Genomic DNA, 26962 nt, shown 5'->3' with positions numbered 1-26962 from the left:
TAGGGTCAGCAGCTTTAACCTTTATATCAATATATATTCACATATATACAAATCGTTGACCTATCAGGCTATTTTAATACGGTATAAAAAACACGTTGCCAACCACAATTGACAACGTGTCTATTATACCTAACTTTTTGGTCTATGAAAAACGTTCTCATTATCTTATAAAGAACTAAGTAGGCACTTTAGTTAAGATGCACCAGCTAAAAGACCATAAATAAAATACAAGTCTTAACCTAGAACTGTGTTCCAGCATCCGCATCTAAGTTATCAATACCTACAGCGCTTGCAGCCGTTTCAATGCCTCCCGTTAGCGCTTTTAAACCATTAATAGCGTTTTCAATTAAACCGCGACGCATATTTTGCTCTTCAGCTGAAATGCCAAATTTACTTGCTTGCCCAACGGTTGCAATCATCTGATCGACTTTAATACCTTCTTTCTCCCCTTTATCGACGATAACATTAAAGGCATCTTCTACAAGCTTAAAGTCAGCGGTTAGCTTATCCGCTGCATCTTTATGATTGGTATCAATCAGATACTGTTTGATACCATAACCACCAACATTCTTACCTGCCACCGTCTTATAACTGCCATCAAAGATATTCTGGATACCGCGTGCATTATTAGCATAGCTTAGATGGGTCAAGTCACTAAAGCACTCATGCTCATCTTCGGTAGAGCCGGTGACAAATGCCACTTGCATTCGCTGAGAGGCAAGCTCGCCCAATGCCAAGCTACCCATTTGATACAGAATTTGGCGCAGACTATTATTACCTTTGCGTGCCATAATGTCGCTACGTAGCGTATTTTCGCTTTCTGGCTGCCACTGAGCTTCCATGGCGGTTAAATCGTCAACCAATAACTGCGATGCTGCTTTAAGATATTGACCACGGCGCGTACAAGTGCTTTCATCGGTATTTACTGTCTCACCACTGGTACATTTGCCCTCTGTAGTCATATAATCGCTAACCGGACGATTACCCGCGCCTTCGCCAACACCATTAGTATCTTGACCCCATAACAAAAACTCAATCGCATGATAGCCTGTAGTGACATTGGCTTCACTACCACCAATCTCATTCATGTCTGCCAACAGCTCAGGGGTAATGTTTTTGGTATCTTGTTTGATACTGCCAACAGAAATGCTGTCACTATTGATGATATTGTCTTTTTCTTTATACTCACCTTCATAGCTGTCGCTAACATAATCAATCAGTGCCTCATCAAGTGGCCAAGCATTTACCTGTCCTTCCCAACCATCGATACTGCCAATCGCGCGTTTATCATCGGCAGTGACAAAACCTTCATCGAAACGAAAAACCTCCGTTTGTGAATATGGTATACGTGCTGCTTTATAAGATGCTTTTGCCGCATCGAGATTGGCTTGAGTTGGGGCATCGACATAAGTATTGACTGCCACTTGTAGCTGTTTTGCAGTTTCAAGCGAATCTTGATAAGCAGCCTGCGCCATATCAGAATAGCTGAGTAATAACCGATCGACATTGGCCTGATCCGCAGCCGGCGTTTTAGTAGTGGCACTGCCTTGTGCTGTTTCTGCCTGTGTTTCTGTCGCCTTATCGTCAGAGCTTTGCTTGGTACATCCTGACACCATCAACATGGCAGCAAGTGCCGCTGCTAAAGTGGTTGGCAATATCTTACGGCTTGTCGCTGCGATGATAGGCATATGCGTCCTTTATAAGGGGTAGTAAATCAAAAAATGAGATGAGAAGGCAGAGTCTCTGCTTCTTAAAAGTGCTGTAAATTATAATGTTATTGATAACTATTATCAAATTTAAATTAATGATGACTTGTTTAACTGATGACCTAAAAAAATTCAACGAATGACAATAATCGCTAATCTGGTAAATATGAAGAAATTGTCAAAATTTACGCATAAAAAAAGGTCAGCTGATAGCCGACCTTTTTATCATTTTAACTTAAGCGTTTACCTAATTTAAGTAACTGTATCTACTTACCTAAACTTAGTATTCACCCAAGTATTAATTAACGTACGCTGTTAGGTGCATTAACCGTTAGCTCAACACGACGGTTTTGCTGACGTCCGTACTCACTGTTATTATCAGCAACAGGACGTGACTCACCGTAAGCCACAACATTGATACGGTTAGAGGCAACACCTTGCGCTGTCAAGTAGTTCGCAACGGCATACGCACGATCACGTGACAAGCGCATGTTATAAGAATCATCGCCTCTACTATCAGTATGACCAGCGATAGTAACGGTATTTTGATTGTATTCCTTCATCGTTGACGCAAGTTTATTCAACGTTGGTTTGAATGAGTTATTCAAAGTAGCATCATCAAATGAGAAAGTAATGTTACCCGGCATAACCAAGTCGATATTACCATTAGCATTTGGCTTAACAGTCACGCCTGTACCTGCCATTTGTTGCTCAAGCTGGCGAGCCTGACGCTCCATGTAATAACCAACACCAGCACCCAATGCAGCACCGATAGCGGCATCACGACCAGTCTTGCTACCACCAGTTGCTTTCGAAATAGTAGCACCACCTGCAGCACCAGCTAATGCGCCAATAGCAGATTTGTTGATACGTTGTTGTCCAGTACTTGGATCAACAGCACAACCAGTTAGTGCAATGCCTGAAGCGACAGCTAAAACAATCATTTGATTACGCATAATACTTTCCTCTTAATAAACAATTTGATGTAACAAATATCACATTTGCAAGTATCGTGTTTGAATGAATTATTATTTATTTTTAACACTTATGATTATTATCGCAAGCCGAACCTATCTCTGTGTAATATTTTGTCACATCTATGTATAAGATGTGCAGGGTATCTTACGCCTTTGACAGAATATCTGTCTACCTGCTTTCTCTTTCAACTATTTTGCAATTAAACATGATTAGCAATTTTTTAAAAATGACTACCCGCATGTTATTACCAGTCACGTTACAGTCGTACACTGGACTTGATTTCTGCTAAAATTGTCTAAAATTATTTTTAACCTACTTTTTTTAGAGCTGTGACCTTAATAAAAGTAAGTCCTAACATAAAGTACTAACAGATACTCTCAACTTGAATGATGACCGCTCAGCTTTTAGTGAGAGACTGCTTAACGTCGTCATGTTGGACTGATATCTAGAGAAGGATTTAATATGAAACTGACCTCCGCCATTCAAAAATTGCATCAGCGCGCGCCTAAACTGGGTAAAGTCGCCTCATTAACGACGGCTACCGGTGTCATTATAGTGAATAGTTTGGGCGCAGGTCTACCTATCTGGTTGATGGGTGCGGCAAAAACTTTAACTGGTGCACAAGTTGCAGATGATGCCTTGATTAAAGTGACCAATTACTGGATTCATAGTAACAATGCGCTGATTAATAATATTTTGCCAAAAAAAGACTGGCGCATTACACTGCCTGACGATGTACATATGGATGGTAAGTATCTGCTGATGAGCAACCATCAGTCTTGGGTAGATACCAGTATCATGCAATATATCAGTGAGAACCGTTTGCCATTAACGCGGTTTTTTACCAAATTTGAGCTGATATATATTCCAGTGATTGGGCAAGCCTTTTACTTTTTAGATTTCCCAATGATGCGCCGTCATTCAAAAGAAGCGCTTGCTAAAAACCCAGCACTCAAGGGACAGGATATTGAAGAAGCAAAACGTGCTTGTGCGCTGCTGAAAAGCAAACCCTTTACCCTGCTTAACTATTTGGAAGGCACACGTTTTACTAAAGCCAAACATAAGAAACAGCAGTCACCGTATCAGCATCTATTAAAGCCGCGCGCAGGCGGCTTGTCATTGGCAATCAATGCGTTAGGCTCAGAAATCGACGGCATTTTAGATATGACCATTGTCTATCCGGACGGCGTGCCTACTTATGGTGATTTATGGAAAGGCAACATCAAACGCTTAGGAGTTGATGTGCGCTACATTGAGATGCCAAAGCCGTTATTTTTCGCCATTGAAAGTGGTAGTTATGACACTGATGAAGATATTAAAGCACAATTGTATGAATGGCTTGATGAGGCATGGCAGCAAAAAGACAAGCGCATTGCACAGATGCTGGCGGATTTTGAAGAATCGTCTATGAGTGATGCGGTGTTGTAAATGCTAGTTTAAAATTAATATAAAGAAACCAGTCGTTTATTTAGTTAAATATAGAGAAGATGAAGGGCGACATCCACATCTTCTCCGCTATATGCTTTTTCGGCGTCTTCTCTTTGAAAAACTTTCGTTTATAATGACAATTAGTATTTAACTTGAAATAGTAGTTAGCTTAAAGCACTTCTTATAGGTCAAGTTTATGAATCATGCTATTTTTTATAAGTAATGATACTTTGCATAACGATATTACCAATACCTTACTAAACTTCTAACCATCATAAGGCATGACTGTGTCCGTTCCGAGTAATGCCAATTCACCTATAGACTCCAATCCTTTGCCAAATCAAATGAATGAGCAGCCCTTAAAACCGCAGCGTCCAGCGCCCAATCGCTTAAAACTCACTTATGACATTGTGATGATTATCGCCATCAGTATTGATTTACTATTGATTAGTATTGATTCGATTTTGATAAGCAGTTTTAGTGTTAATACCGCAAATTGGTTAGCGATTGGCGATTGGCTGACGTGGTATCAGCTTACTTTACATGAGCCGCTACGCACAGCTGGTGGATTTTTTACTGTCTTTTTGATTATCGAGCTGCTATTACGTTGGGCGGTGGCAATCAAGCAGCAAGTGTATTATCGCTGGTTTTTCTTCCCCTTTGTGCATTGGTATGAGGTGCTAGGCTGTTTTCCGCAGCTGCGTGCCCTGCGCTTATTTCGCGTGGTGATTATCGGTCGCCGCTTATATCAGTTGGGCTATCAAGTGTTGCCGCAACCGTGGCTGAATCGGATTAAATTTTATATTAATTTATTGTTAGAAGAGCTGTCTGACCGCGTGATTTTGACCACGATTCACAGCTATCGTGAGCAGCTGACCGATCCTAAAATGCAAAAATCTTTGATTCAGTCCACAATAGGTCGCAATCGGAATGAGATTGAAGCGACGCTCCTCTCCATGTTACGTCAAGAGTTGTCACCGCAGCTGCAAAAGCTTACTGGACAATCAGTGGCAGGACAGCTGATTGCTAGCGAAGTGGGTAGTGCGATTCAAGATGGACTTAAAAATACGCCTGAGCTGCACCGCTTGCTGCGCATGATACCGATTGCTGGTGGCTTAATTGAAGCTCAACTGTTGCAGATTGGGCATAATGTTGGCGAAAATGTCGTTCATTCTATCAACGCACGCCTACTTGATGCAGAGCGTATCGACAGTCTAATGGCAGGTATCGCCCATAGCGTGGCGTATATTAATACTGACAACAGCGCACTTGAAACGCTCATCGCCAGCATCATTGCTGATAGTTTGTCTGAGTTTGAAGCGCAGATAAAAGTACAACAATGGAAGCATCAAGATTTACTTGATTTTTAGTAAGTGTTTTAATTAGAAAGAGTGGCAGCATTTATTATCTTTTGCTCTTATTGTCTTTTATACGCTTGAGGGCTTGTGAAGGCTAAGGTCTATTAGTACACTGCTCATCAATCAAATAATTTTTATATATCTTAAGCAAACAGTATAAGCACATAGCAATCACTCACCTGACGACCATACTTTTAATAATAAAAACTGTCATTAACTGTGCCGTGATTGCAGCTCTAATATAGGTAACTTTTAAGGACTGACCTAATGACGATTTCGGATACAGACATGCAAATTCCAAGCAATAGCAACCAAGCCATGACGTTTTACGGCAAAATGCTGACCTTTTCGCGTTTGCAAATCAACACTGACGATTTGACCGAAATTGATAGCCAGCTTGCCGGTATGCTCAGTAATAAAACCAGTAATATTCCTGTGGTTATCGACAGCGACATTGAGCAAGATTTATCCGCATTGGTAGATTTATTATGGTCTTGGGGGCTACAGCCGATTGGTGTGTTAGCGGGTGTACTTGAGCCACAAGCTCGCGAGCAAAGATTGGCGATATTTCCGGCTGATGGTAAACGTATCGAACGTATCTTACCGAGCAAAAAAGCAACGGCGCAGCTTAGCCAAACGCCAGAAGATAATGCAACTCCTATTAACGAAAATAATGCTTCGGAAAATGGTATTGCTGAAAGTGATGCTGCCGTGAATAATGCGACTGGGAATGATGCGGTAGACAAGGCTGAAAGCATTACAGACACAACCCTTCAAACAGCTGCAAATAATGTTGCCAATCATCCAGAGACCTTACTCAGCGTTGAACACATTACTAGCCTAATTTATGACCAAATGCTGCGCTCGGGTCAAAGCCTAAACCATGTCGGCGGGGATTTAATCGTTGCCAACAGTGTCAATAGTGGCGCTGAAGCCATTACGGATAACAACCTACATGTTTATGGGCGCGCGCAAGGGCGTTTGGTAGCAGGCGCAACAGGTGATAAAGACGCACGTATTTTCTGCCAGATGTTTAATCCGTCTTTGGTTTCAGTCGCGGGCACCTATTGTTTACGTGATAACTTACCAGCGGATGTGATTGATAAGCCCGTACAAGTAAGCTTTGTAGAGGGTAAAGGTCTAGTTTTCAAAGTTATTGATAATAGCTAAATTAAGCCATTAATGATTAAAAAAAATACCTAAAAACTGGCGTAATATAAAGCTTATTAATGAGCTGCCATATGGCAACGGCTTTATTTTAAAAGCTTTTTATTGTTTGCTGCTGACATGGTATAAATTCCTCATTATTTATGCTAGGCTTGCATGCTCAGAGAGCAGATACCGATGGCAAAATTCACGTATTATATAAGCGTATAAATCGGTCATTTTGCTGCTCTTAAGTGAAAGAATTCGTAATAAGTAATAGCGTCATCTGTAATAAGCAAAACGGCTGTTCTTTTGAACAGATATCTCATTGATTGATAGGAGCGTGCCATTGTGGCAAAGATTGTTGTAATCACTTCAGGTAAAGGCGGTGTGGGCAAAACCACGACCAGTGCCTCTTTTGCTGCCGGTTTGGCATTGCGTGGCTATAAGACAGTGGTTATCGATTTTGATGTGGGCTTGCGTAATCTAGATTTGATTATGGGCTGTGAAAATCGTATCGTTTATGACTTCGTCGATGTGATCAGTGGTAATGCGCGCTTGTCTCAAGCCTTGGTAAAAGACAAACAGCTGGAGAATTTATTTATTCTACCCGCGAGCCAAACACGTGATAAAGATGCGCTCACTGATAAAGGCGTGGCGGACGTGATGGAAGAGCTTTCTAAAGAGTTTGACTATATCATTTGCGACTCTCCTGCTGGTATTGAACGCGGTGCACAGCTTGCCATGTATCATGCTGACGAAGCCATTATTGTGACCAACCCTGAGATTTCTTCAGTCCGTGACTCTGATCGCATCATCGGCATTTTGCAAAGTCAGACTAAAAAGGTTGCTGAAAACCAAGGTTCGGTGCGTGAGCATTTGATCATTACTCGTTACAATGCTGAGCGCGCTGCGGCCAACGAGATGATGAGTATTGAAACCATCTCTAATGACATCTTAAAAGTGCCTTTATTAGGTGTCATTCCTGAAAGTCATTCTGTACTTGAAGCCTCGAACCATGGTGAGCCAGTCATTCATTATACTGACTCAGTTGCTGGTCAATGTTATGACGATATCGTCGCCCGCTTCTTAGGGGAAGAGCGACCACTACGTCATATTGACGTGAAGAAGAAGAGTCTCTTACAGCGCTGGTTTGGGGGTTAATAATGAGTAAGAAAAAAGGATTTTGGAGTAATTTATTCGGTGCAGAGGACAACAATGCGGGCAGTGCTAATATGGCAACTGAGCGTCTCAAAGTAATTGTTGCTACTGAAAACCGTCTAAATAACCGCTTAACCGCCGATCGTATCGAGAAAATGAAACGTGAAATATTAGAAGTGGTTAATAAATACGTCAATGGCGTACAGATTGATGACGTTAATATTAATCACCGCCATGAAGACACTCTTGATGTGCTAGAAATGAATATTAGCTTACCTGAGCACAAGAAATAAGCTTAAAAAATAAGCGTATTTTCATTGCATGATACGACTAAAAAGCCCTACATATAATATGTAGGGCTTTTTTTGGCTAAAAATTATCTATAACAATCGTAGACTTTAATGACCTCTATTTCATTCGATCAATTAATTTGTCTTTCTTTACCCACTGATGAAAAAATGCAGCACCAATATGAGCAAGAGTAAAGACGATAATCATCGGCCAGAGGATATCGGCATGAACATCATTATAAAAACGCGCAGCAGTACGGTTGGGCGTGACAAATACAGGGATTTCAAATAAACCGAACATATCAACCGGTCTGCCGCCATACACAGACATCAGTAATCCGGCAATCGGCATAGCAATCAATAACGCATATAGGATGAAATGGGTCAACTGCGATACGATAACCTGTATTTTCGGCATTGGTAAAGGGGGCGGCGCTTTAGTAAATAATCGATTAATCACCCGCGCAATCATCCAAAATAAGACACTCATGCCAAAGGCTTTATGTAGACCGATATAGACTTTACTTTCATTATAACCATAAGCCAGCATAAGCAGCCACGTCACTAATAATAAGACGGCACTGACCCAATGAAATATTCTACTACTGGCTGACCACTTTTGAACGTTTTCATGATCTATTTGCATAATTAATCTTCTTAACCGTACCTATTTTGACAGTCTATTGTAGCTTAATATTGTCAATCGGTGCCGTAGCATTAGTTAAATTATTTAACTACCAAGGCAAGTTTTAATAATGCAATGTATTATTATTCATTAATGAGGATAGAAATGAGTCTAGCTGTCTCAATCTACCAGTTGGTGGGCAATTTTGTCTAAATCAGGCACTAAGTAAGGCACGTTATCAATAGTTACGGTTTGGAACAGATAGGAAGATATAACGTCTTCATGAAAACGTGCGCTGCTTAGAGTCTGTTCGTTAGATTCATCTTTGGCAGTATCGGGTTGATGCTCAGATATCTGAGCATATTGTTCTGGCAGCTCCGTATCTTTAACATCAGAGATACGCACTTTAAGTTGCCGTAGCTCACCTACCGTTTGTAGTGCTAACCGATGAACAGTCGTATTCCCTTCAAGCACAATCAGTTTATCTGGTGTTTGCTCATGGGGTAACAGATGAAATACAGCAACTTCTTGCTGCTGCCACATATACGTCCAAATCCGCTCTACATAATCATCGACACTTAATATCAGCTCAGTTGGAATAATCCAATCAGGTTGATTTTCGGCAGGCACGATGGTGATATCAAGTATGCCATTACTAGCGGTTAGCAGGCTAATTGCCTCAAACGTATGTTTGCGGATTTGGTTCATAGCTTATCCATTATAAAGTAAAAACATATAATAAAAGATAATGACTGATATTATCTCTACGTACCTTCTCAATTGAAAGGAACAATGACTTTGTCTCGTTCTTAATGATAATTTCTTAGTTATAACGTCTTAATCATCATTAGGAAATTCTGCCTATCCATCGTGAGTAACTATCGTTTTAATGTCGAGCAGGTTTTTGATATTACTCAGCAGCTCCTTTTCTTGGAAAGGTTTGCCCATATAACCATTGACACCAATCTCAAAGGCGCGCGTGCGGTGCTTCTCACCTGTTCTTGAGGTAATCATAATAATGGGAATATTGCGTAAGCGCTGATTAAAACGCACTTGCATTGCCACCTCGAAGCCATCCATTCTTGGCATTTCAATATCAAGCAAGATAAGATCAGGGGTCAGTTCTTGTAAAATCTCAATGGCATCAATACCGTCTTTAGCAACAACTGCGGTGATACCTTGGCGCTCTAAAAAGCGCGAGGTAACTTTACGAACGGTGACCGAGTCATCAACCACTAATACAATTGGCTGCTGGCGCTGCACGGTATTGCTCAGCCCTTTTACACTTGTGGCTGGATGAGCATCCTTAATAGCTGGTGCGTTACGCAATAAAGCAATCAAGTCAAGTATCATCATCACCGAACCATCACCCATGATGGTTGCTGCCGAAATACCTGCGACATGCGACAGCTGTTTACCCAGCGGCTTTACCACCACTTCAATACGCGATCCGGCAATTTGATCGACTTGTAGTGCTAGTTTTTGTCCGCTACGGTTTTTAATAATAATCACTGGCAAGCTTGAGTTGTTATTAATTACTAATTCATTAAACTTATTGCCGGTTAAAATCTCGTTGAGATAACGAATCCGGTAGTCCATTTCCTCAATACGCATGGTGGTGGCGTCCGACTGATAATAGTCGTACAGCTTTTCTGGGTTAACACGCACGACACGTTCAATTTGCACCAATGGAATAGCATAATAGCGATCTGCTGCTCGCACTACTAACGCATCCGACACGGCAACGGTCAGCGGTACACGCATGGTAAAGCACGACCCTTGGCCTGGATTGGAGGTGACAGAAACCACGCCTCCCAACTGTCGAACTTCGCTAATAACCACGTTCATGCCCACGCCTCGACCTGAGATTTGGGTAATTTTATTGGTCGTGGTCAAGCCGGCGTTAAAAATATACTGCATCACATCAAGATCAGACAAGGTATCATCATTTACATCAATCAAGCCTTGCGCAATCGCCTTCTCACGCACCGCAGCGACGCTAATGCCGCGACCATCGTCGCTTAAATTGATCACCACTTCACTGCCTTCACGCAGCACTTCTAAAGTGATATGTCCGCTACGATCTTTACCCGAATTTAGGCGAATTTGCGGACTCTCTATACCATGATCCACAGCGTTACGCAGCATGTGCTCAAGCGGCGAAGTAATGCGCTCAAGGATGGTTCGATCCATCTCATCATCCGCATTAATAATAGTCAGCTCAACTGATTTATTCAGCTCATTAGCAGTCTGGCGTACAATACGTTCTAAGCGCGGAGTTAAGCGCGCAAACGGTACCATACGTGAATTCATCAGCCCGTCTTGTAGCTCAGTTTGGGTACGTGATAATTGTAAAAGCAGATTTTCACTATCACGGGTTTTTTCAAGTAAGGTACTGTTAATATCAATCAAATCGGAAGCAGATTCAGATAACGACTTTGACAACTGATTTAGGGATGAATATTGATCCATTTCCAGCGGATCAAAACCTTCATTAGCAATCAAGTCGGCATCATCAATTTGCGATAAAATCTGTTGCTCAAGCTCGCTTTCCATCCGGCGCAATTGGTCTGCTAAACGTTGTACCGTTGTGCCCATCTCTTCAATACTTAGGGTTAAGCTACTCATACCCATATCGATACGCGCACGGTTAATGGCTGATTCGCCAGACAGATTAATCATTCGTTCAATCAGATTGCCTGAGATACGTATCATCTCATTGCTGTTGCTAACTTGGTCTTCCTCGGTGAAATTACCAGTCATTGGCGGCATTAGCGCAATATTGTCGACCCCACGTATCAATTCACGTTTGGTTTTTGCAGCAAAAATAGCGCCTAGCTGAGCTTGTAACGATTCAACAGGTACAGATTTTAGGCTGTCAGGGTTTTTGCTAAATTGCTGTAAAGCACTAACTAAGGCACGAGGATTGGGCGGATTAACGTGGTTTTTTAGCACAAATACAGCATCCGCAAGCCAATCATGGCATGCTGTTAACAGCTGCGAAATCATTTTGGTTGCTGGGCGACGTCGCACTGCAAGCTCTTCGTAAACCGTTTCCATCTCATGGGCTAAGTCGGCAATACCATTTGCGGCCACCATACGGGCACCACCTTTAATGGTATGCAAATCGCGCTGCAAAGTCTGTAATGCCACCACATCACTGATGTTATTTAAAAACAGCTGCAAGTACTTATTACTGTTGGTAACCAGTTCATCTGCTTCTTCTAAATACACCTCTAAAATATCAAGATCAGGCATGCCCTCTAGCCACGATTGAGAAATAAGGGTATCTAGGGTATTTCTCTCATCTACCTCTTCTAAAAAAGCGCCAAAGCGATTATCGTTGTTACTGCCATTAGCATTCAGATGGTTTTGTAAGGCTGGTAATATTAAGGTAAGTGTAACGGGAAGCTCAGCGCCCGCTTCTAGTTGTTTTAGCTGTTCTATCAGCTGCTTGGCAAAAAAGGACTCTCTGTACCGTCCTACATAATCAATCTGCAACGATAAAATATCTTGCACCACTTGCATGACCATAAGCCATTGCAAGGTTGGCTGAATACGTGCTTCCACAAAAGCACTATAAAGCGTTTCGGCTTGGTCAGTCAGGTTACCAATACTGGCAATACCTGCCATCCGAGCACCACCTTTAATAGTATGTAGATAGCGCTGCAATACTTTGAGCGTGGCGACATCATGAATATCAGTGCGCCACTTACTGAATGTTTGTGCTATCGCGCTATCAATATCTTGCGCTTCTTCTAAGAAGATTTCTAACAGCTCAATATCTGTCTCTACTTCTTCGAGCTGTAACACATCCGCCTGCCTACTATCAACCGATCTTAAAAGCACAGACGGTGCAGAGTCGATTCGTGTTACGGTCAAACCCTCTGTATGGCTTTCACTAGGTGACACAGAGCTAGCAGCGATATCGCTATCCGTGGGAATTTTTTCGTTAAAAACATCAATAACTTGATGGGCATCTGCCACATCAGAGATCGCTAATGCCTGTAAATCAACAATAACTTGTGCGTTGATTTTTAAGGACATACTGCCTGCTAATGAATCGAATAAACCGAGCAACTGAGCATGTCCAGCAACCAAAAGCGCCTGTATATCTTCATCCTGAGCGCTATGAGGATGAAGATATAAGTAATGATAAGCACTGTCTAACGCACCAAGTATCAAAGAAAACTTAGGCGACTTTTTAGTATGCGCTGCCAAGCGTGCAATTTGATCACGTTGTAAATCAATATACGCCTTTATTTGCGCCTCATCCGAATGACTTAATACTTGCACTAAGGTAACGTCTGCATCTAATAATTCATCAATATCAATGTCAAGTAGCGAGTTAATTCTGATTTGACTGTTGATACCTTTTGGCATACTCTGCAGCTTACCGAGCATAGCTTGTAATGCGCTCAGTTCTTGCTGATTTCTTATATCATTATCGGTATCAAAATCATTGTTATCACTAAAAGGTTTATTTTGCTCGAAAATGCATTGCTCGTATGAGAATAAATAACTTTCTATTAATGCTGTAGATTGAGCCAATGCTTGCAGGTGCTCAGCATTCATCATGATTTCTTGCTGCTGTAACTGCTCAAGACTTTGCTCTATTGCAGCGCTAACATCACTGATAGCAACCAGTGCCTTCGAGCCAGAAGCGGCACGCAAGGTATGAAAAGCACGCACAATCTCATCACTCACCTCAATTTCCAACTGCTCCTTATTATCATTAATAAATTGATTGATAGTCTTTAATAACGTTTTGGCTTCATCGACGAAAATATGACAGAAATATTGTTCTTCTGTGCTGTCGATGTTCAGTACTATCGGTGCCTCAGCAATCATCTCATTTACTGAGTGAAAAATTTGGAGCATATGATCGACAGGCTCATCGTGATTTAGGTCTGTCTCATTATTAAGAGAAGCGGATGCTGCTAACGTTAATGGATGCTGACTTAAACTGCTCTCAATGTCAGATTGCTTTGAATATTGGTGAGACAGCTCTGCATAACTGAACGTATCACCAAGTTGTTGACTATAAGCGCGCGCGCACGCTACCCATAATGGCAGGGCAGACGGATAACTTTTCTTGTTATCAATGCCATCTTTATCTACTGCAAACGTGTGAATTAATTCAGGATAAGTGACTAAGACTTCACTTATTAGCTGAAAAATATCAGCCGAGACTTCAATCGTACCCTCTAATAGCCGATTGAGCATCTCTTCTATTGTCCATGCAAGCTCAGCAGTATAGAGCGCACCAACCATTCGTCCAGAGCCTTTTAAGGTATGAAAACCTCGGCGAATATCAGCTAAATGTGTCAAATCATTTGGGGATTGCTGCCATAGGTCATATAAAGGTGTAATCTCTGCTAATACCTCTCCTGCTTCTTCGATAAATATCTCTTTAATATCAGCATCAGTATCTCGAGTGTCTGCCGGTAAATCCTGCGCCGCCTCTATAAATGGCAACAAAGCGCTTGGGATAGATAAATGAGAACTTACTGAACTTGCACTATTTAAAGAGAATTCTCTTTGATTGCTGTCACCCTGTTCTATTGATTCAACTACGACCTCATTTTCATTATTACTGCTAATCTTATTACTAATACCTTTGTTTGGAATTTTTTTAACAGCATTGCTTTCATCATGTTTTTGCAAGCTTTTTGCTGCCATACTTAGCTTCAAATCCGATAGCGATATACCTTCGAGCAGTGGGCGACTAGAGACTAGATTTTCACATTGTAAAATAATTAAAGTAGGGTCACAACTGGGCGAGCGCTTGGCTGAAAAGTCTACTACCAAGACCGACAGCTGTTGGGTGGTGTTTAATACCAAATGCACCACCTGGTCGGTAACGGACAAGGTATGATTCAGGATATGGTTTAGCAGATTTTCAATTGCCCACGCTACCTCGCTAACACTTATTGCTCCAACCATCCGCCCGGAGCCTTTTAGCAAATGGAAGCCACGACGAACTTCCATCAAAGACGTTAGGTCTTGTGTATCTGCTTCCCATATGGATAAAAAATCTTCTACATCGCCAATAACGTCATCAGCTTCTTCGATAAAGGTGTCACGAAGGTCATCATCTTGCAAAAAGCAATCAGCGAACTGTTGTCGCGGTGCTTTCAATGGAGCGATTTCACCGTTGTCATCGTAACGTATAACTTCATAAGACAAGCGCTGGGTATTCTCAATATCACGCTGATTGTCTTTTTCCAAAACAACGGCAGGATTGACAATCAGCGCTGCTAATAACGACTCTGCATTAATAATATAAGTTTGTACCTGACCCAACAACGACTGATCGATTATGTGTAAGGTGAGATGCTCTAATAATAAATCAATTGCTGATAGACCTTCTGCCAAAGCTTGCGTCAATTGCCAACCCAATTCTTTAAAGGCCTGATCCATTATTTGCTCAAAAATCGCTGCTATCTTATCAATGATGCTCTGAATATCGGGCAGTCCTAATGCTTTAAAAGCGCTACTTAGGTCAATAAAACAACTTGCATTGGGTAATAAGTTCGGGTCTTTTCGCTGTATATACTCCATAAAATGCTGGCGTATAGTAGTAACATCAATACGTAATTGAGATATTCCAATCTTTGAAGGTGTATCTGAATTAGAGGTTATATTTTGAGAAGTAGGCATGGTGCCGCTATGATCAAGAGCCTGCACAGTCTCATAGATATCATTATATAAACTTTGTAATTGCTGTTTAATTTGCAACGGTGCTTGCGAGCCCGTAGTTTCAATAGAAGTAGACAAATCATACGCTGTCAGCTCTTTTATAATCTGACCAACTTTTCCCTCATACTGCGACCAACCGCGAATTTTAAGCTGACGTTGTAGCTGTTGTAGTAGCGTCAATGAATCTTGCGTTTCTTCTAAACCAAAAATAATTGTTTCAATATCAATTAGCAGGCGTGCTAAAAATGAGATAGACGGTTCGTTAACAGATGCATTATTCACCTCAGGAATGTGTATTAATAACTCTTGCGTACTAGGGTCGATAGTGGAAAGACTGCTTAACTGAATATAAATATTATCAATCATGCTATTAATTGCATTGGGCGCCAAGCAATCAGTGGATAAGTCTATAGAACTACAATCCTCATCCAAATTTCGCCCATCTACTACTGTCAGGCTGCCTTGCAGCTTAGCTTTTGCATAGTAGGCTTGGATAATTTGCTCTAAGTTTGTCAATAATGAGGCATAGTGCTCTGGCAATGGCATGTCATTTTGCGCTAAGTTCTGTAGCCATTGCTCAGCGCCATACCATAGCTGCTGTTGTAAAGAGGAATCTATAGCCTGCCATAAGTAATGAGCAACAGTTGCAAGAGGTGCTAATATTGAGGGCTGATTACTATTTGCCTCTAACAACTTGCAGCTTTGATGTCGCCATACCATTAATAAGTGGTGATAGTGACTGGCTTGTAAAGGAAGGATAAAACTGGTCTTTGGGACAGCAATATTAACACTCTTTTTAGAATCAAAAGCATCGTACCCTGTTTGATGAAACGCATCAGTTACTTCTGATTTTTCTGTCAGTACTTTCGCAATATTAGCGGTTAATGCCTCAATAGTTTTTGTGAGTAACGCGCCGCGATAACTACCAGTATGCGCCCCTTGCAACAGCTCATAATATAGTAATTGATGGGAAAACTGCCCCATCAATTGCTCTTGCCTACTCAGCGGTTGATTGGTGGCCGCTACTGCTAGACCGCTCAACTGATTGGCTAATGCTCCTAGACGCGGTAAGTTTGCCATGATTAGAGCACCACTCAACTGGCGATAATGCTCTTGCAACTTGGTAAAAATAGCCTCATCAATGCCTATTTGCCAGCTATCAGCAAACTGGATTAGTTGCTCATTAAATAGCGGTAATAGCCACTCAATCGTCACCATATCATTGGGCTGGTTTTTCATAGGGTTATCCTAACTCATGTATCATCAATTAAGGTGGTGTGGCAAACGGCTAGGCGGGACTAGTAATCAATAATGTTCACATTGAGGGAAACCCATCATTTATCACTATTTTTAGAGCGTATTTACTCGTATCATGTGATAGTGATAACAACAGTATTGATGATACAAGCAATAAAGCAACGTAATATAACCGCTCAATATTACACGACTTGAAAATGACTATGCTCATCATAGTCAGGCTCATCATCTGATAATTTAAAGCCTGAAACCGATTCTTGGAGCGCGTTTGCCATTTCACTAAGCTCGCCAACTGAACGTGCCGTAGCCATCGTCCCTGAAGATGTTTGTGAGGTAATGTCTTGAATGATGTTCATAGTGTCAGAGATATGACCTGCTGAAGCTGCCTGTTGCTGAGCAGCTTCAGAGATATTTTGAATCAAATCAGCAAGGGTGTTAGAAACGCTTTGTACCATTTCAAGAGCTTCACCCGCATCTTTTGCCAAGCGGGCGCCATTCACTACCTCTGATGTGGTCGACTCCATCGATATGACCGCTTCACTGGTATCGGCCTGAATGGTTTTTACCAATGTTTCAATTTGCTTGGTGGCATTGGCAGATCGCTCAGCCAGACGTTGTACTTCGTCCGCTACCACCGCAAAACCTCGTCCTGCTTCCCCCGCCATTGAGGCTTGAATAGCCGCATTTAACGCCAAAATATTGGTCTGATCGGCAATATCATTAATCAAGCTCACAATGTCACCAATCTCTTGTGACGACTCCCCTAAACGCTTGATACGTTTTGAGGTTTCTTGAATCTGATCACGAATCACATTCATGCCTTCAATGGAACGCTGGACAACCTCGGCACCATTATAGGCAATAACAACTGAGCGCTGAGCAACCGTAGCAGATTCAGTAGCGTTATTAGAAACTTGGTCAATAGACACTGCCATCTCATTAATGGCAGCAGATACGCCAGCAATTTCTTGCGCCTGATGTTCAGACGCCTCAGCAAGCTTGACGGCATTGACCTGCGTTTGTTCAGAGGATTGGGAAACGCGATCAGCAGTACTGTTAATGACTAATACCAGTTGGCGCAATTGGTCAATTGCAAAGTTCACTGAATCAGCAATGGCGCCAGTAAAATCTTCTGACACGGTAGCATTGACGGTCAAGTCACCCTCTGCTAAATCTCCAAGCTCATCAAGTAAGCGTAAAATGGCAATTTGGTTACGCTCGTTTTCTTCTTGAATTTGGCGTGCGCGCTCTGACTCTGTCTCTGCTTCTTGACGACGGCGCAAGGTCTCTCTTTCAATCATTGCGCGCTCAGCAGTTCCCCTCTGTTTAAAGAGTTGAGCGAGTGCATACAGCAGTCCAAGCAGTCCCAATAAAAACACTGCTGAGGGCAATACTATCAATTGGCTGAAATCAGCTAAGTGCTTACTTACCTTTGATAATGAGTTAATCAGCCAAATTAAGCTAACTATGCTGGCAAATGCAAACCCACCTAACAACATCTTTTCTTTATGGTTAGCGTCATTAGCAGCTGGCGAACTTTTATGGGCATTATTCGTCAAACTTCTTATCATGTCACTCATCGCACTTATTCCTTCCAAACAGTCGTCTAAGTCGTATCTAGGCTGACTTCTACCAAGACTGATTATTGCTTATCACTAATAACAGTCTTGGTAAAAGCCACTATATTGTCCAAGCTCACCTTAGAGTACGTTCATTATTTTTAATAGATATAAATCCTGTGGGATAGCTCACGCTCAATCCTTGAGACAGTTTTTTAATTCCAATTATTATAAAGATGCATCAATATAGCCAGGATCTTCAGCCAATAAACTGGGTAGAAAAATAAACCAATCTTGGTTATCTTTGACGAACTTACCATGATTATAAGGGGCAAATGGAGAGTTTATATCGATAGACTCAGCACGATATTGCGTAGAGGAAAATTGCTCAATACCTAGCACTTGATCAACCAGTAATCCTAAAAATAGCGACTGATGGTCAATCACAATCACCTTACGCTCCTTAGTCTGGCGCGCTTGGTTTGGTATCTGTAAAAATTTTGCCAAATCGGTGAGTGGCAATAGACGACCGCGTACGTTCGCAATGCCCAATAGCCAAGGCTGTACTAGCGGCATACTGGTATACTCTGGCATCGAGAGTACCTCTGATACCTCTCCTAATGGCGCAATCAAACGCTGACCGCCCACCTCAAACACTACACCGCGCCAACCAATATCTTGACTGCCATGTCGATCGCTCTGCCGAGCTTTGGCCAAATCCGCCAACCTTAAAAGCTCTATAAATCCTCTAGAAGCCACAAATTACTCCATTACGGTGCGAATAACCTGCATCAACTCTGCCTCATTAATGGGCTTGGTAAGATATTCCTTTGCCCCTTGGCGTTTACCCCAAACACGATCTGTTTCTTGATTCTTTGTACTGATAATCACTACTGGGATATGGGCTGTGGCTTGGTTACGGGTAATTTTACGAGTAGCTTGAAAGCCATTCATCTCAGGCATGACCACATCCATCAAAATCACATCCGGCTGATGGCTAATTGCCATCGCACAGCCTTCCTCGCCATTGTTCGCCTCCAATACTTGAAAGTTATTCTTTGCCAGCATGTCACGAAATTTGGCCATCTCGGACGGAGAGTCGTCAATCACCAATACAGTTGCCATAGATATGTCCTTTATTACTTATTTTAGCAATTAAAATGTAAGCTGGCTTACCTCTACAATAATACGTTAGGTGCGCTTGGCTTGATAAGTACTCATCATCGAAATCGTGGCTAGACCTTATAAAAACCATCATTCAGTTATGAGCCATAGTATTTATTAATAACAATACTTATCACCTACACCGAATTTTGACCAATTGGATTTTGACTAAGCGCGATAACGATTGATGGCATCGAACAATTCATCTTTACTAAAGGGCTTAGTTAGATACTCATCAGAGCCAACAATACGTCCGCGTGCCTTATCGAATAAACCGTCTTTAGAAGACAACATAATGACGGGCTTATGGGCATAATTAGCATTATTTTTAATCAAAGCACAAGTTTGATAGCCATCTAAACGAGGCATCATAATATCAACGAAAATAATATCAGGATTATTATCCACAATTTTAGCCAACGCATCGAAGCCATCGATGGCGGTTATCACCTCACATCCTGCCTTTTGTAGCAACATTTCAGCCGTACGGCGAATGGTTTTAGAATCATCAATAATCATGACCTTCAATCCATCAAAAATATTTTCCATTACCCTCATCCTATGAACGACTGTTTATTCTAAATACGATATATTTTAACGTTTGTTTTAGCAAAAATGCAGCAAAAGAATTCATCGTATTTCGCTGCTATTTTTTATTCAACCTATTAATGTATAGCACACCTATTATCTTGCAGGTGTTATTACAAAACTTCCTTATAATACGCTTTATTACAGCTGAAGACATGAGAAATCAACCACTAGTTTTAGCATGAACTATCCGTATTAATAAGCACTAACCAATTATTTATATGAGAGATAACCTCGTAAAAGTGAGCGGAGTTGTTATTCCCTCTTCTAGTAAACAGCTGATATATCTAAAGAAACACTGATTAAATAGACTTAAAATAATGTTAACCATTTAACAATGATTGCAATAAGAATATGTAATACATATATCTCAAGGCTCATAATACATTGTTAATCTCAATAAACATATTGTAATTGATTTGTAATATACTGAAACACTATGTCCGTTTTATCATAAAAAACTGTAATTATCCAGAGGTTTAGCTTGACGGTACAAATAACTTAATTTCTGCAGTTATTATTACTAGTGAGCGTTACAATAGCATTCTTGTACACCTCTGTTGTTTTGCCTATATAATAAATTCTGAATTAAAAAGAGCGACGATTCATCATGTATCTCACGCCTACTACGAATACTAAAAATCTTGCAATAAACATAACACGGTTTATACCTCTTCTCTGGTTGCGAGGTGGCATACTACTGCTTTTACTTATAGCCGGATTATTATCCGCGTGCCAGCCCCCCTCCCCAACAGAATCATTCACTACCACTGAGAATACAAACACAGCTTCTACACCGATTATCATAAGTGATGATAGTGTCACTATGGCACCAGAATACGTCTTAAGTATTAAACCAACGCGCTATCAGCCAAGCTTGGGGTTACAGGGGCATATCGAAGCGATTAAAGGCGCTCAGCTAACAGCAGCACGAGACTTGCAAATACAAAAATTATTGGTGACTGAGGGTCAATGGGTAGAAAAAGGCACGCCCCTATTTATTGTCCAGCGCCAAAAGAGCGATACTACCACCAGTGAGCAGAATACTGACGACCCTATTAATGGTCACGAGACTGACGGTATTGAGAGTGAAGATAATGTTAATAAACGTAAATCCATAACCGCTGATATCTCTGATACTTCAACAAAAAATGACCACGCTCCCTTTTTGGCTAAAACCAGTGCAGCCATCAATGCTAATATCAATACGACGCCAGAGGAAACCACTCCAAACCCTGTTAAAAGTATACCTCCGTTCACTACCGTACGTGCCAGCTTTTCAGGTCGGGTAAGCAGTGTTTATATTGAAAACGGACTACAGGTACAGGCAGGAGAGCCCTTATTACAGATAAATGATGACCGGGATTTACAATTTATTGCCACCTTGCCTATTCAGGCAGAATCGCAATTATCTATCGGTCAAAATGTTAATTTTACCACCGCCAGCTTAACGGATAAATTCACCGGACAAGTTAGCAAACTAATCATTGACCATCAAAACAATAAACTACTGGTCTATGTTCATGTGGTAAAAAATGAAGCCAGTCGAGGAAAACTGCAACCTGAAATGGCTATTAGCGGTCGTGTTGATTATGGGCAAATAGAAGTGGGCACGACTGTTCCTAAGCATAGCATTCACGATGTGGATTTAACTGAATTGCAAAAGCCGCCATACAAACCACTATCACCGCTAACCGCTAACGTTTGGATTATCAAACAAGATCAGCGATTAACACGTCAAGCGGTAGAAGTGATTGAATATGATCCAAGTACAGATCAATATCTGATCGCAGGTGTTCGTAATGACAGTTTGATTTGTTTGGCGGACTTACCTCTTGAGTCTGCTGGCAAAAAAGTGGTGATTTCTTAATGAAGTAGGTTTATATTGCCAGATGCGTTACATTGTGTAGAAATATTAACAAAGGTTATCTTGTGTGGCTGTAGCATCATTAGGCACTATAGATATAATGGATTTTATGAAAAAATAATGTATCTAACAAAGAAACCTCTTATCTTTAACGATCTTATCTTGAAACATACTTATCTTGAAACATAGAATGATGAAGTGAATGACCGGTAATCAAACAATAAAGATAATTAAAATTCTAATTAATTTTCACTTTTAACTAAAGGACATCCCTATGAGTAAGCAAATTTTATTAATCGAAGACGATCCAGATTTGGCTGAATTGATCAGTGATTATTTAACGATGAACTATTATGATGTACATCATGCAGGTCTTGGTCAAGAAGGGCTTGATATTTTAGATACCAAAGAGCGTGATATTGATTTAGTCGTTCTTGATTTAATGTTACCTGATATGGATGGTATGCAAGTCTGCCAAAAAATTCGTGGTAATAAGAATAATATTACCAATAAAGTGCCTATTATCATGCTTACCGCCAAGGGTGATACCACAGATCGTGTGTTAGGACTTGAAATGGGTGCTGATGACTATATGTCAAAGCCGTTTGAGCCACGTGAGTTGCTTGCTCGTATTCGCTCTGTTATTCGTCGTCATGAGCAGCCCAACCAAGCAGACAGTCAGTCAGATAGCTTAACTTTCGGTCGCTTAAGCGTCTTTCCTGACAGTCATGAAGTCACTATTGATGATCAGTCAGTACGCTTAACGACTCATCAGTTCCAGTTATTGCACTACTTTGCTACGCATTCTGGAAAAGTACTTAATCGTGAGCAGCTATGGCAGGCAATGCCAAACGATGACAGCTCAGACAATATTGATCGGGCGATTGATGTGCATATCTCGCGTTTGCGTGCTCTGATTGAAGACAATCCACGTCAGCCAAAACGTATCATTACGGTGCGCGGTGTAGGTTATCAGTTTGCAACCGATCAAGTGTAATATCTCTTTACACTGTTAAATGAGATGCCATAGAGAAAGAATACTGGTCAAATATTAAGAGCTCTTCTCTTTTAATATTTAACCAGTATTCTTTCTTACAAGCGTTGAGCATACAGTTTCTTACATATAAACTTGTAGCTACTTGCTTATAAAAATGACACTCACGCTTCATAATTTATAATCCTTTTCGTCTACGACCCTAGAGACCATGTCATGCAGACTTTCGGTTTTCATTCCGTTTTTGCTAGATTATTTGCCAGCGTAATGCTGGCATTAATTTTGTTTGCCGTGGCTATGGTGCTATTGACCCAACTGGTTCATGACAAAGATGCTGGTATTCGCTCTGAGGTGGTTGCAACACAAATCTTGGGACAAATTGATCCCTTTTTGCAAGAGCTTAATATTTCTGTAAGCAAGAATAATCGCCTTCAATCTCGCTTTATGCTGGCAGTGGTCAAAAAAAGCTTCGATATCTTTGATGAATCCTTGCAAGCAAAAATGGGTTTGTATGACAACGAAGGTCATCTGCTGATGCAGACTGATAACAGTGATTTTCCGTCTGAGCTGCCAGCAATGCCTTCTTTATTCTCGCGCGTTTTTCCCTCTCTTACTGATACCCCACCAACTCAGCAAGCTCAAGTGTATAGCAGCACCGGCTATACGTTGCTTTATGAATCACGCTTGCCACCTAAAAAACCAGCTTTCTCGGCAGCGCTCAATCTATTTACGGGCACCTTATTATTGCTGCTGATTATGGCAGGGGTGCTATGGTGGATTGCGCGTTCTATGACGTGGCGTATCAACCAGATGAGTCGGCAAATGACTCAGCTAGGCGATGGCGACTTTACCGTACGCGTCAATGCTCGTGGTAATGATGAAATTGCCTTGTTAGCGCGCGGTTTTAATCAAGCAGCGCAAAAAATCGAACACTTGATTGACGCTAACAACTTACTGCTTGCTCATGCGTCGCACGAACTGCGTACCCCCATTACCCGAATTCGCCTGCAAATTGAGATGATGGATATGCTTGCAGGGTCAATGCCAGAAGATACCAAAGCTAAGTTTGATAAGCGCGCGCAAGCAATCAATCGCGACCTGTCGGGGCTCAATGATTTAGTCGAAAGCATCTTGCTGGTCAGTCGTTTGGATGCAGGACACGTGCTGCAACAAATTGAACGTATGGATATCTATGATCTGATCAATCAAGAGCGGCAACATTATCCTGAAGCGATTTTACTTGGCGAGCGTCTTGTGATTGAAGGTCAACCATTGATGCTAACCCATATGATTCGCAATCTCTTAAACAATGCTATGTTGCATGGTGAGCCACCAATTACTATTTTGCTTTACGGAGTCGAAAAGAAAACAGATGCCGTCATCATTCCAGATTATTTATTACAAACGACTGTCTGTCGCAGCTTTGCTACAGTGGATAATAATGAATCACTCTTTAAAAATACCAAAGCAAATACCTTTTTTACTAAAAAAACGCAGCCGAGCGATATAGCAGCAACTGATTCATCTGATAATCTAAATAAAGCAAAACCAATCAATACGGTCCCTGCACTACCTGCACCAACCCTTTATAAAAATGGTGAGCTACTGGCTGATAAAGATCAGTCCAGAACCAGTGTGCCTCGAGAAGAAGTTAGTCCTATCGCAGATACAGCAGTATTAAATTATGATCAGCAGAATTCACTAGAATCGCTAAAAGCTGCTTCTGTGCCTTTTGTTAATAGCAACGGTTTAATTAGCAATTATAATAAATTTACTACTGACCTTACCGATAAAATTAAAAAAGGTATCTGGCGGACGGTTTCCGAGCCTAAGCTATTAGAAATTTCTTTATCAGAAGCCAAACTGCTAACCAAAGACCAAAGTGATGCTGCAACTATTAATAAAAAAGAAGATAACGATCAAGCGACTCAACTCTTTTCGGAAAATCAGCCCCCCGTTGCCCAACGTAAAGAAAATTTATTTAAAAAACATCTGAAAAAAGTCAAGCCAGAACCCGTGCGTCCACAACCAAACTATGTAGTGCTGGCAGTAATTGATGAAGGCGGCGGTATTCCCGAGGATAAACGTGAAGAAATATTTAGCCCTTTTGTACGCTTGCAGCAAAAGAAAAAAGGCTCAGGCCTAGGTCTATCTTTAGTCACCCAAATTGTCACGGCGCATCAAGGTCATATCACTACCGATATTATCAATGGTCACACCCGTTTTTTAATCGTGATTCCAGTCAAGCACGACCCACACTACAATTATCGCGACCACAATAGACGCGGATAAGAATCTAGATGATGAAATAAATACTGTTACCCTTTTTCATCCCATCTTTTATTTATACTTATTTTTTAAATTTACCTCTTTTTGATCCCTCTATAAAACTTATTCCCTGATTTTTGCTCTGTGATAGATTTTTTACTTTAGGTCATAAAAAACCTCAGTCACGGATGTGCATATCCAAAACGCTACAAAATATGCTATATTACCGCCCCTTATTATCGTGTTATCGGTTAGCCGCTGTGAATACGGCGCTGAGCTTAACGCATTTTATAACTGTTACCATATTTTTAATATTTTAGGCATTCCATGAGTGACATGATCGTTCTAAATGACGTAACCAAACGCTTTTTAAGCGACAGATCAGTCAAGGGTACGGACGGCAAGCCGCATTGGTTTACTGCCGTTGAGCCAACATCGCTGTCGGTAAAGCAAGGTGAAATCTTTGGCTTAATGGGTTATTCAGGGGCAGGAAAATCCACCTTACTACGACTGATCAATTTACTTGAACGCCCAGATAGTGGTCAAGTAATTATCGATGATGTTGATTTGACTGAGTTATCAGCGAGTGAGTTACGAATTGCACGCCATAATATCGGTATGATTTTTCAGCAATTCAATCTAATGTCTAATCGTACGGTTTTTAATAACGTGGCGTTTAACTTGACCGTATCTGGTTATCCCAGTCGTGATATTCATAAGCGCGTGATGGAATGCCTTGATATTGTAGATTTGACCGATCGCGCCAGCCATTATCCTGCCCAACTATCCGGTGGGCAAAAGCAACGTGTGGGTATCGCTCGCGCCATTGCGCCCAGTCCAAAAGTATTATTGGCTGATGAGCCGACCTCTGCGCTTGACCCTGCGACCACGCGTAGTTTGCTAACGTGCTTACGTGATATCAATGAACAACTTGGCGTGACCATTGTCATTGTTACCCATGAGATGAGCGTGATTCGTAGGCTATGCCACCGCGCTGCATTATTGCACCAAGGGCAGCTATTAGAAGTGGCAGATATCCATGATGGACTGATTCAAGCGACGACCCCGATTGGTAAGAGTTTGATACAAGAAGATTAATGAGGCAGGAGAAAGAGTGATGTTAACTGGTGCTGAATTATCTGCCTCGATAGATAAACTGCTTGTATTACGTAAAGAGATTTGGCAAGCGTTCGTTGATACTTTTGTGATGCTTGGTATTTCTACAACAGTCGCCATTCTCATCGGCGGGCTGTTTGGTGTGTTCTTATTTTTATCCAGCGATCGACAGTTTTTGCAAAATAAAACCTTGTATGGCGTGCTTGGCGGTATTACCAACTTTATGCGCGCCTTCCCATTTGTCATTTTGATGATTGCGATGAGTCCTTTTACTAAAGCCATTGTTGGTACGGGCATTGGTCCTATCGCCGCCTCTTTAGTACTTGCGATTGCAGGTTCGTTTTATTTTGCGCGATTGGTCGAACAAAACCTACGTGAAGTACCTCGCGGCATCATTGAAGCAACTGAGTCGATGGGCGCGCGTCCGTTCACAATTATTAAAGTATTGCTTAATGAAGCACGTTCAGGACTAGTACTTTCGGTGACTATTTTATGTATCAGTTTGCTGTCGTTTTCTGCAGCTGCAGGTATGATTGGTGGCGGTGGTCTTGGCGATTTAGCCATTCGTTATGGTTATTATCGTTATCAAACGGAAGTCATGGTATTTATCGTTATCATGCTGTCAATCATGGTTATCTCCATTCAAGCCTTAGGTAATTGGGTAGCTACACGTTTAGATAAACGCTAAAAACTCTTTTGAATTTAAAGATCGTTTGAGCTTAAAGAGTGCTTGATTTTACCGCTTAAACCCTTTA

General features: G+C 41.3%; 18 protein-coding genes and 1 pseudogene. 10 read left to right on the top strand and 9 right to left on the bottom strand.

Annotation, left to right across the window (positions count from 1 at the left end; genetic code table 11):
• Positions 1-239 precede the first annotated feature (239 nt).
• Complete coding sequence (locus H2245_RS08305; RefSeq protein ID WP_182406938.1) at positions 240-1688, bottom strand: imelysin family protein; 1449 nt, start codon at positions 1686-1688, stop codon at positions 240-242.
• A 320-nt stretch (positions 1689-2008) separates the two neighbouring features.
• Complete coding sequence (locus H2245_RS08300) at positions 2009-2662, bottom strand: OmpA family protein (protein WP_182406937.1); 654 nt, start codon at positions 2660-2662, stop codon at positions 2009-2011.
• 484 nt (positions 2663-3146) lie between these two features.
• Here H2245_RS08300 and H2245_RS08295 point away from each other — a divergent pair, with 484 nt between their 5' ends.
• The 5 genes from H2245_RS08295 (at position 3147) to minE (ending at position 8070) form a co-directional block, all read left to right on the top strand.
• On the top strand, positions 3147-4112 hold the full coding sequence (locus tag H2245_RS08295; protein ID WP_182406936.1) for an acyltransferase: 966 nt from the start codon (positions 3147-3149) through the stop codon (positions 4110-4112).
• A gap of 287 nt (positions 4113-4399) precedes the next feature.
• A complete protein-coding gene (locus H2245_RS08290) occupies positions 4400-5482 on the top strand; it encodes a hypothetical protein (RefSeq protein WP_310734126.1) in 1083 nt (360 codons plus the stop codon).
• Positions 5483-5737: 255 nt separating this feature from the next.
• Positions 5738-6640: a septum site-determining protein MinC gene (gene minC / locus H2245_RS08285; protein ID WP_182406935.1), complete on the top strand. Its 903-nt coding sequence runs from the start codon at positions 5738-5740 to the stop codon at positions 6638-6640.
• A 327-nt stretch (positions 6641-6967) separates the two neighbouring features.
• A complete protein-coding gene (minD, locus tag H2245_RS08280) occupies positions 6968-7780 on the top strand; it encodes a septum site-determining protein MinD (protein WP_182406934.1) in 813 nt (270 codons plus the stop codon).
• 2 nt (positions 7781-7782) lie between these two features.
• Positions 7783-8070: a cell division topological specificity factor MinE gene (gene minE, locus H2245_RS08275; RefSeq protein WP_182406933.1), complete on the top strand. Its 288-nt coding sequence runs from the start codon at positions 7783-7785 to the stop codon at positions 8068-8070.
• 115 nt (positions 8071-8185) lie between these two features.
• On the opposite strand, the gene H2245_RS08270 is transcribed toward minE, so the two are convergent.
• From H2245_RS08270 to pilG, 7 genes and pseudogenes are all read right to left on the bottom strand, one after another.
• Complete coding sequence (locus H2245_RS08270) at positions 8186-8713, bottom strand: cytochrome b (protein ID WP_182406932.1); 528 nt, start codon at positions 8711-8713, stop codon at positions 8186-8188.
• Between the two features lie 159 nt (positions 8714-8872).
• Positions 8873-9400 (bottom strand): hypothetical protein, encoded by a 528-nt coding sequence (locus H2245_RS08265; protein ID WP_182406931.1) that lies wholly within the window; start codon positions 9398-9400, stop codon positions 8873-8875.
• A gap of 153 nt (positions 9401-9553) precedes the next feature.
• The gene (locus tag H2245_RS08260; protein ID WP_182406930.1) at positions 9554-16633 is read right to left on the bottom strand and encodes an Hpt domain-containing protein; all 7080 of its coding nucleotides are present in this window, start codon (positions 16631-16633) and stop codon (positions 9554-9556) included.
• Between the two features lie 200 nt (positions 16634-16833).
• Positions 16834-17889, bottom strand: a pseudogene (locus H2245_RS08255) (methyl-accepting chemotaxis protein); the annotation flags it as partial.
• 549 nt (positions 17890-18438) lie between these two features.
• On the bottom strand, positions 18439-18969 hold the full coding sequence (locus H2245_RS08250) for a chemotaxis protein CheW (RefSeq protein ID WP_182406928.1): 531 nt from the start codon (positions 18967-18969) through the stop codon (positions 18439-18441).
• Between the two features lie 3 nt (positions 18970-18972).
• Positions 18973-19335, bottom strand: coding sequence for a PleD family two-component system response regulator (locus H2245_RS08245; protein ID WP_182406927.1), 363 nt, complete (start codon positions 19333-19335; stop codon positions 18973-18975).
• A 207-nt stretch (positions 19336-19542) separates the two neighbouring features.
• On the bottom strand, positions 19543-19923 hold the full coding sequence (pilG, locus tag H2245_RS08240) for a twitching motility response regulator PilG (protein ID WP_182406926.1): 381 nt from the start codon (positions 19921-19923) through the stop codon (positions 19543-19545).
• A gap of 865 nt (positions 19924-20788) precedes the next feature.
• Here pilG and H2245_RS08235 point away from each other — a divergent pair.
• The 5 genes from H2245_RS08235 (at position 20789) to H2245_RS08215 (ending at position 26895) form a co-directional block, all read left to right on the top strand.
• The gene (locus H2245_RS08235; protein ID WP_259365143.1) at positions 20789-21832 is read left to right on the top strand and encodes an efflux RND transporter periplasmic adaptor subunit; all 1044 of its coding nucleotides are present in this window, start codon (positions 20789-20791) and stop codon (positions 21830-21832) included.
• Positions 21833-22103: 271 nt separating this feature from the next.
• Positions 22104-22826 (top strand): response regulator transcription factor, encoded by a 723-nt coding sequence (locus tag H2245_RS08230; protein ID WP_182406924.1) that lies wholly within the window; start codon positions 22104-22106, stop codon positions 22824-22826.
• A gap of 213 nt (positions 22827-23039) precedes the next feature.
• The gene (locus H2245_RS08225) at positions 23040-25115 is read left to right on the top strand and encodes a sensor histidine kinase (protein WP_182406923.1); all 2076 of its coding nucleotides are present in this window, start codon (positions 23040-23042) and stop codon (positions 25113-25115) included.
• 303 nt (positions 25116-25418) lie between these two features.
• Positions 25419-26189: a methionine ABC transporter ATP-binding protein gene (locus H2245_RS08220; protein ID WP_182406922.1), complete on the top strand. Its 771-nt coding sequence runs from the start codon at positions 25419-25421 to the stop codon at positions 26187-26189.
• A 19-nt stretch (positions 26190-26208) separates the two neighbouring features.
• On the top strand, positions 26209-26895 hold the full coding sequence (locus H2245_RS08215; protein WP_182406921.1) for a methionine ABC transporter permease: 687 nt from the start codon (positions 26209-26211) through the stop codon (positions 26893-26895).
• The last annotated feature ends 67 nt before the right edge of the window (positions 26896-26962 follow it).

It is taken from the genome of Psychrobacter sp. GP33, from assembly GCF_014119005.1.
GTDB lineage: Bacteria > Pseudomonadota > Gammaproteobacteria > Pseudomonadales > Moraxellaceae > Psychrobacter.
Note: the sequence above shows the minus strand (reverse complement) of the source record. Positions and strands in the feature narration are given on the sequence as shown.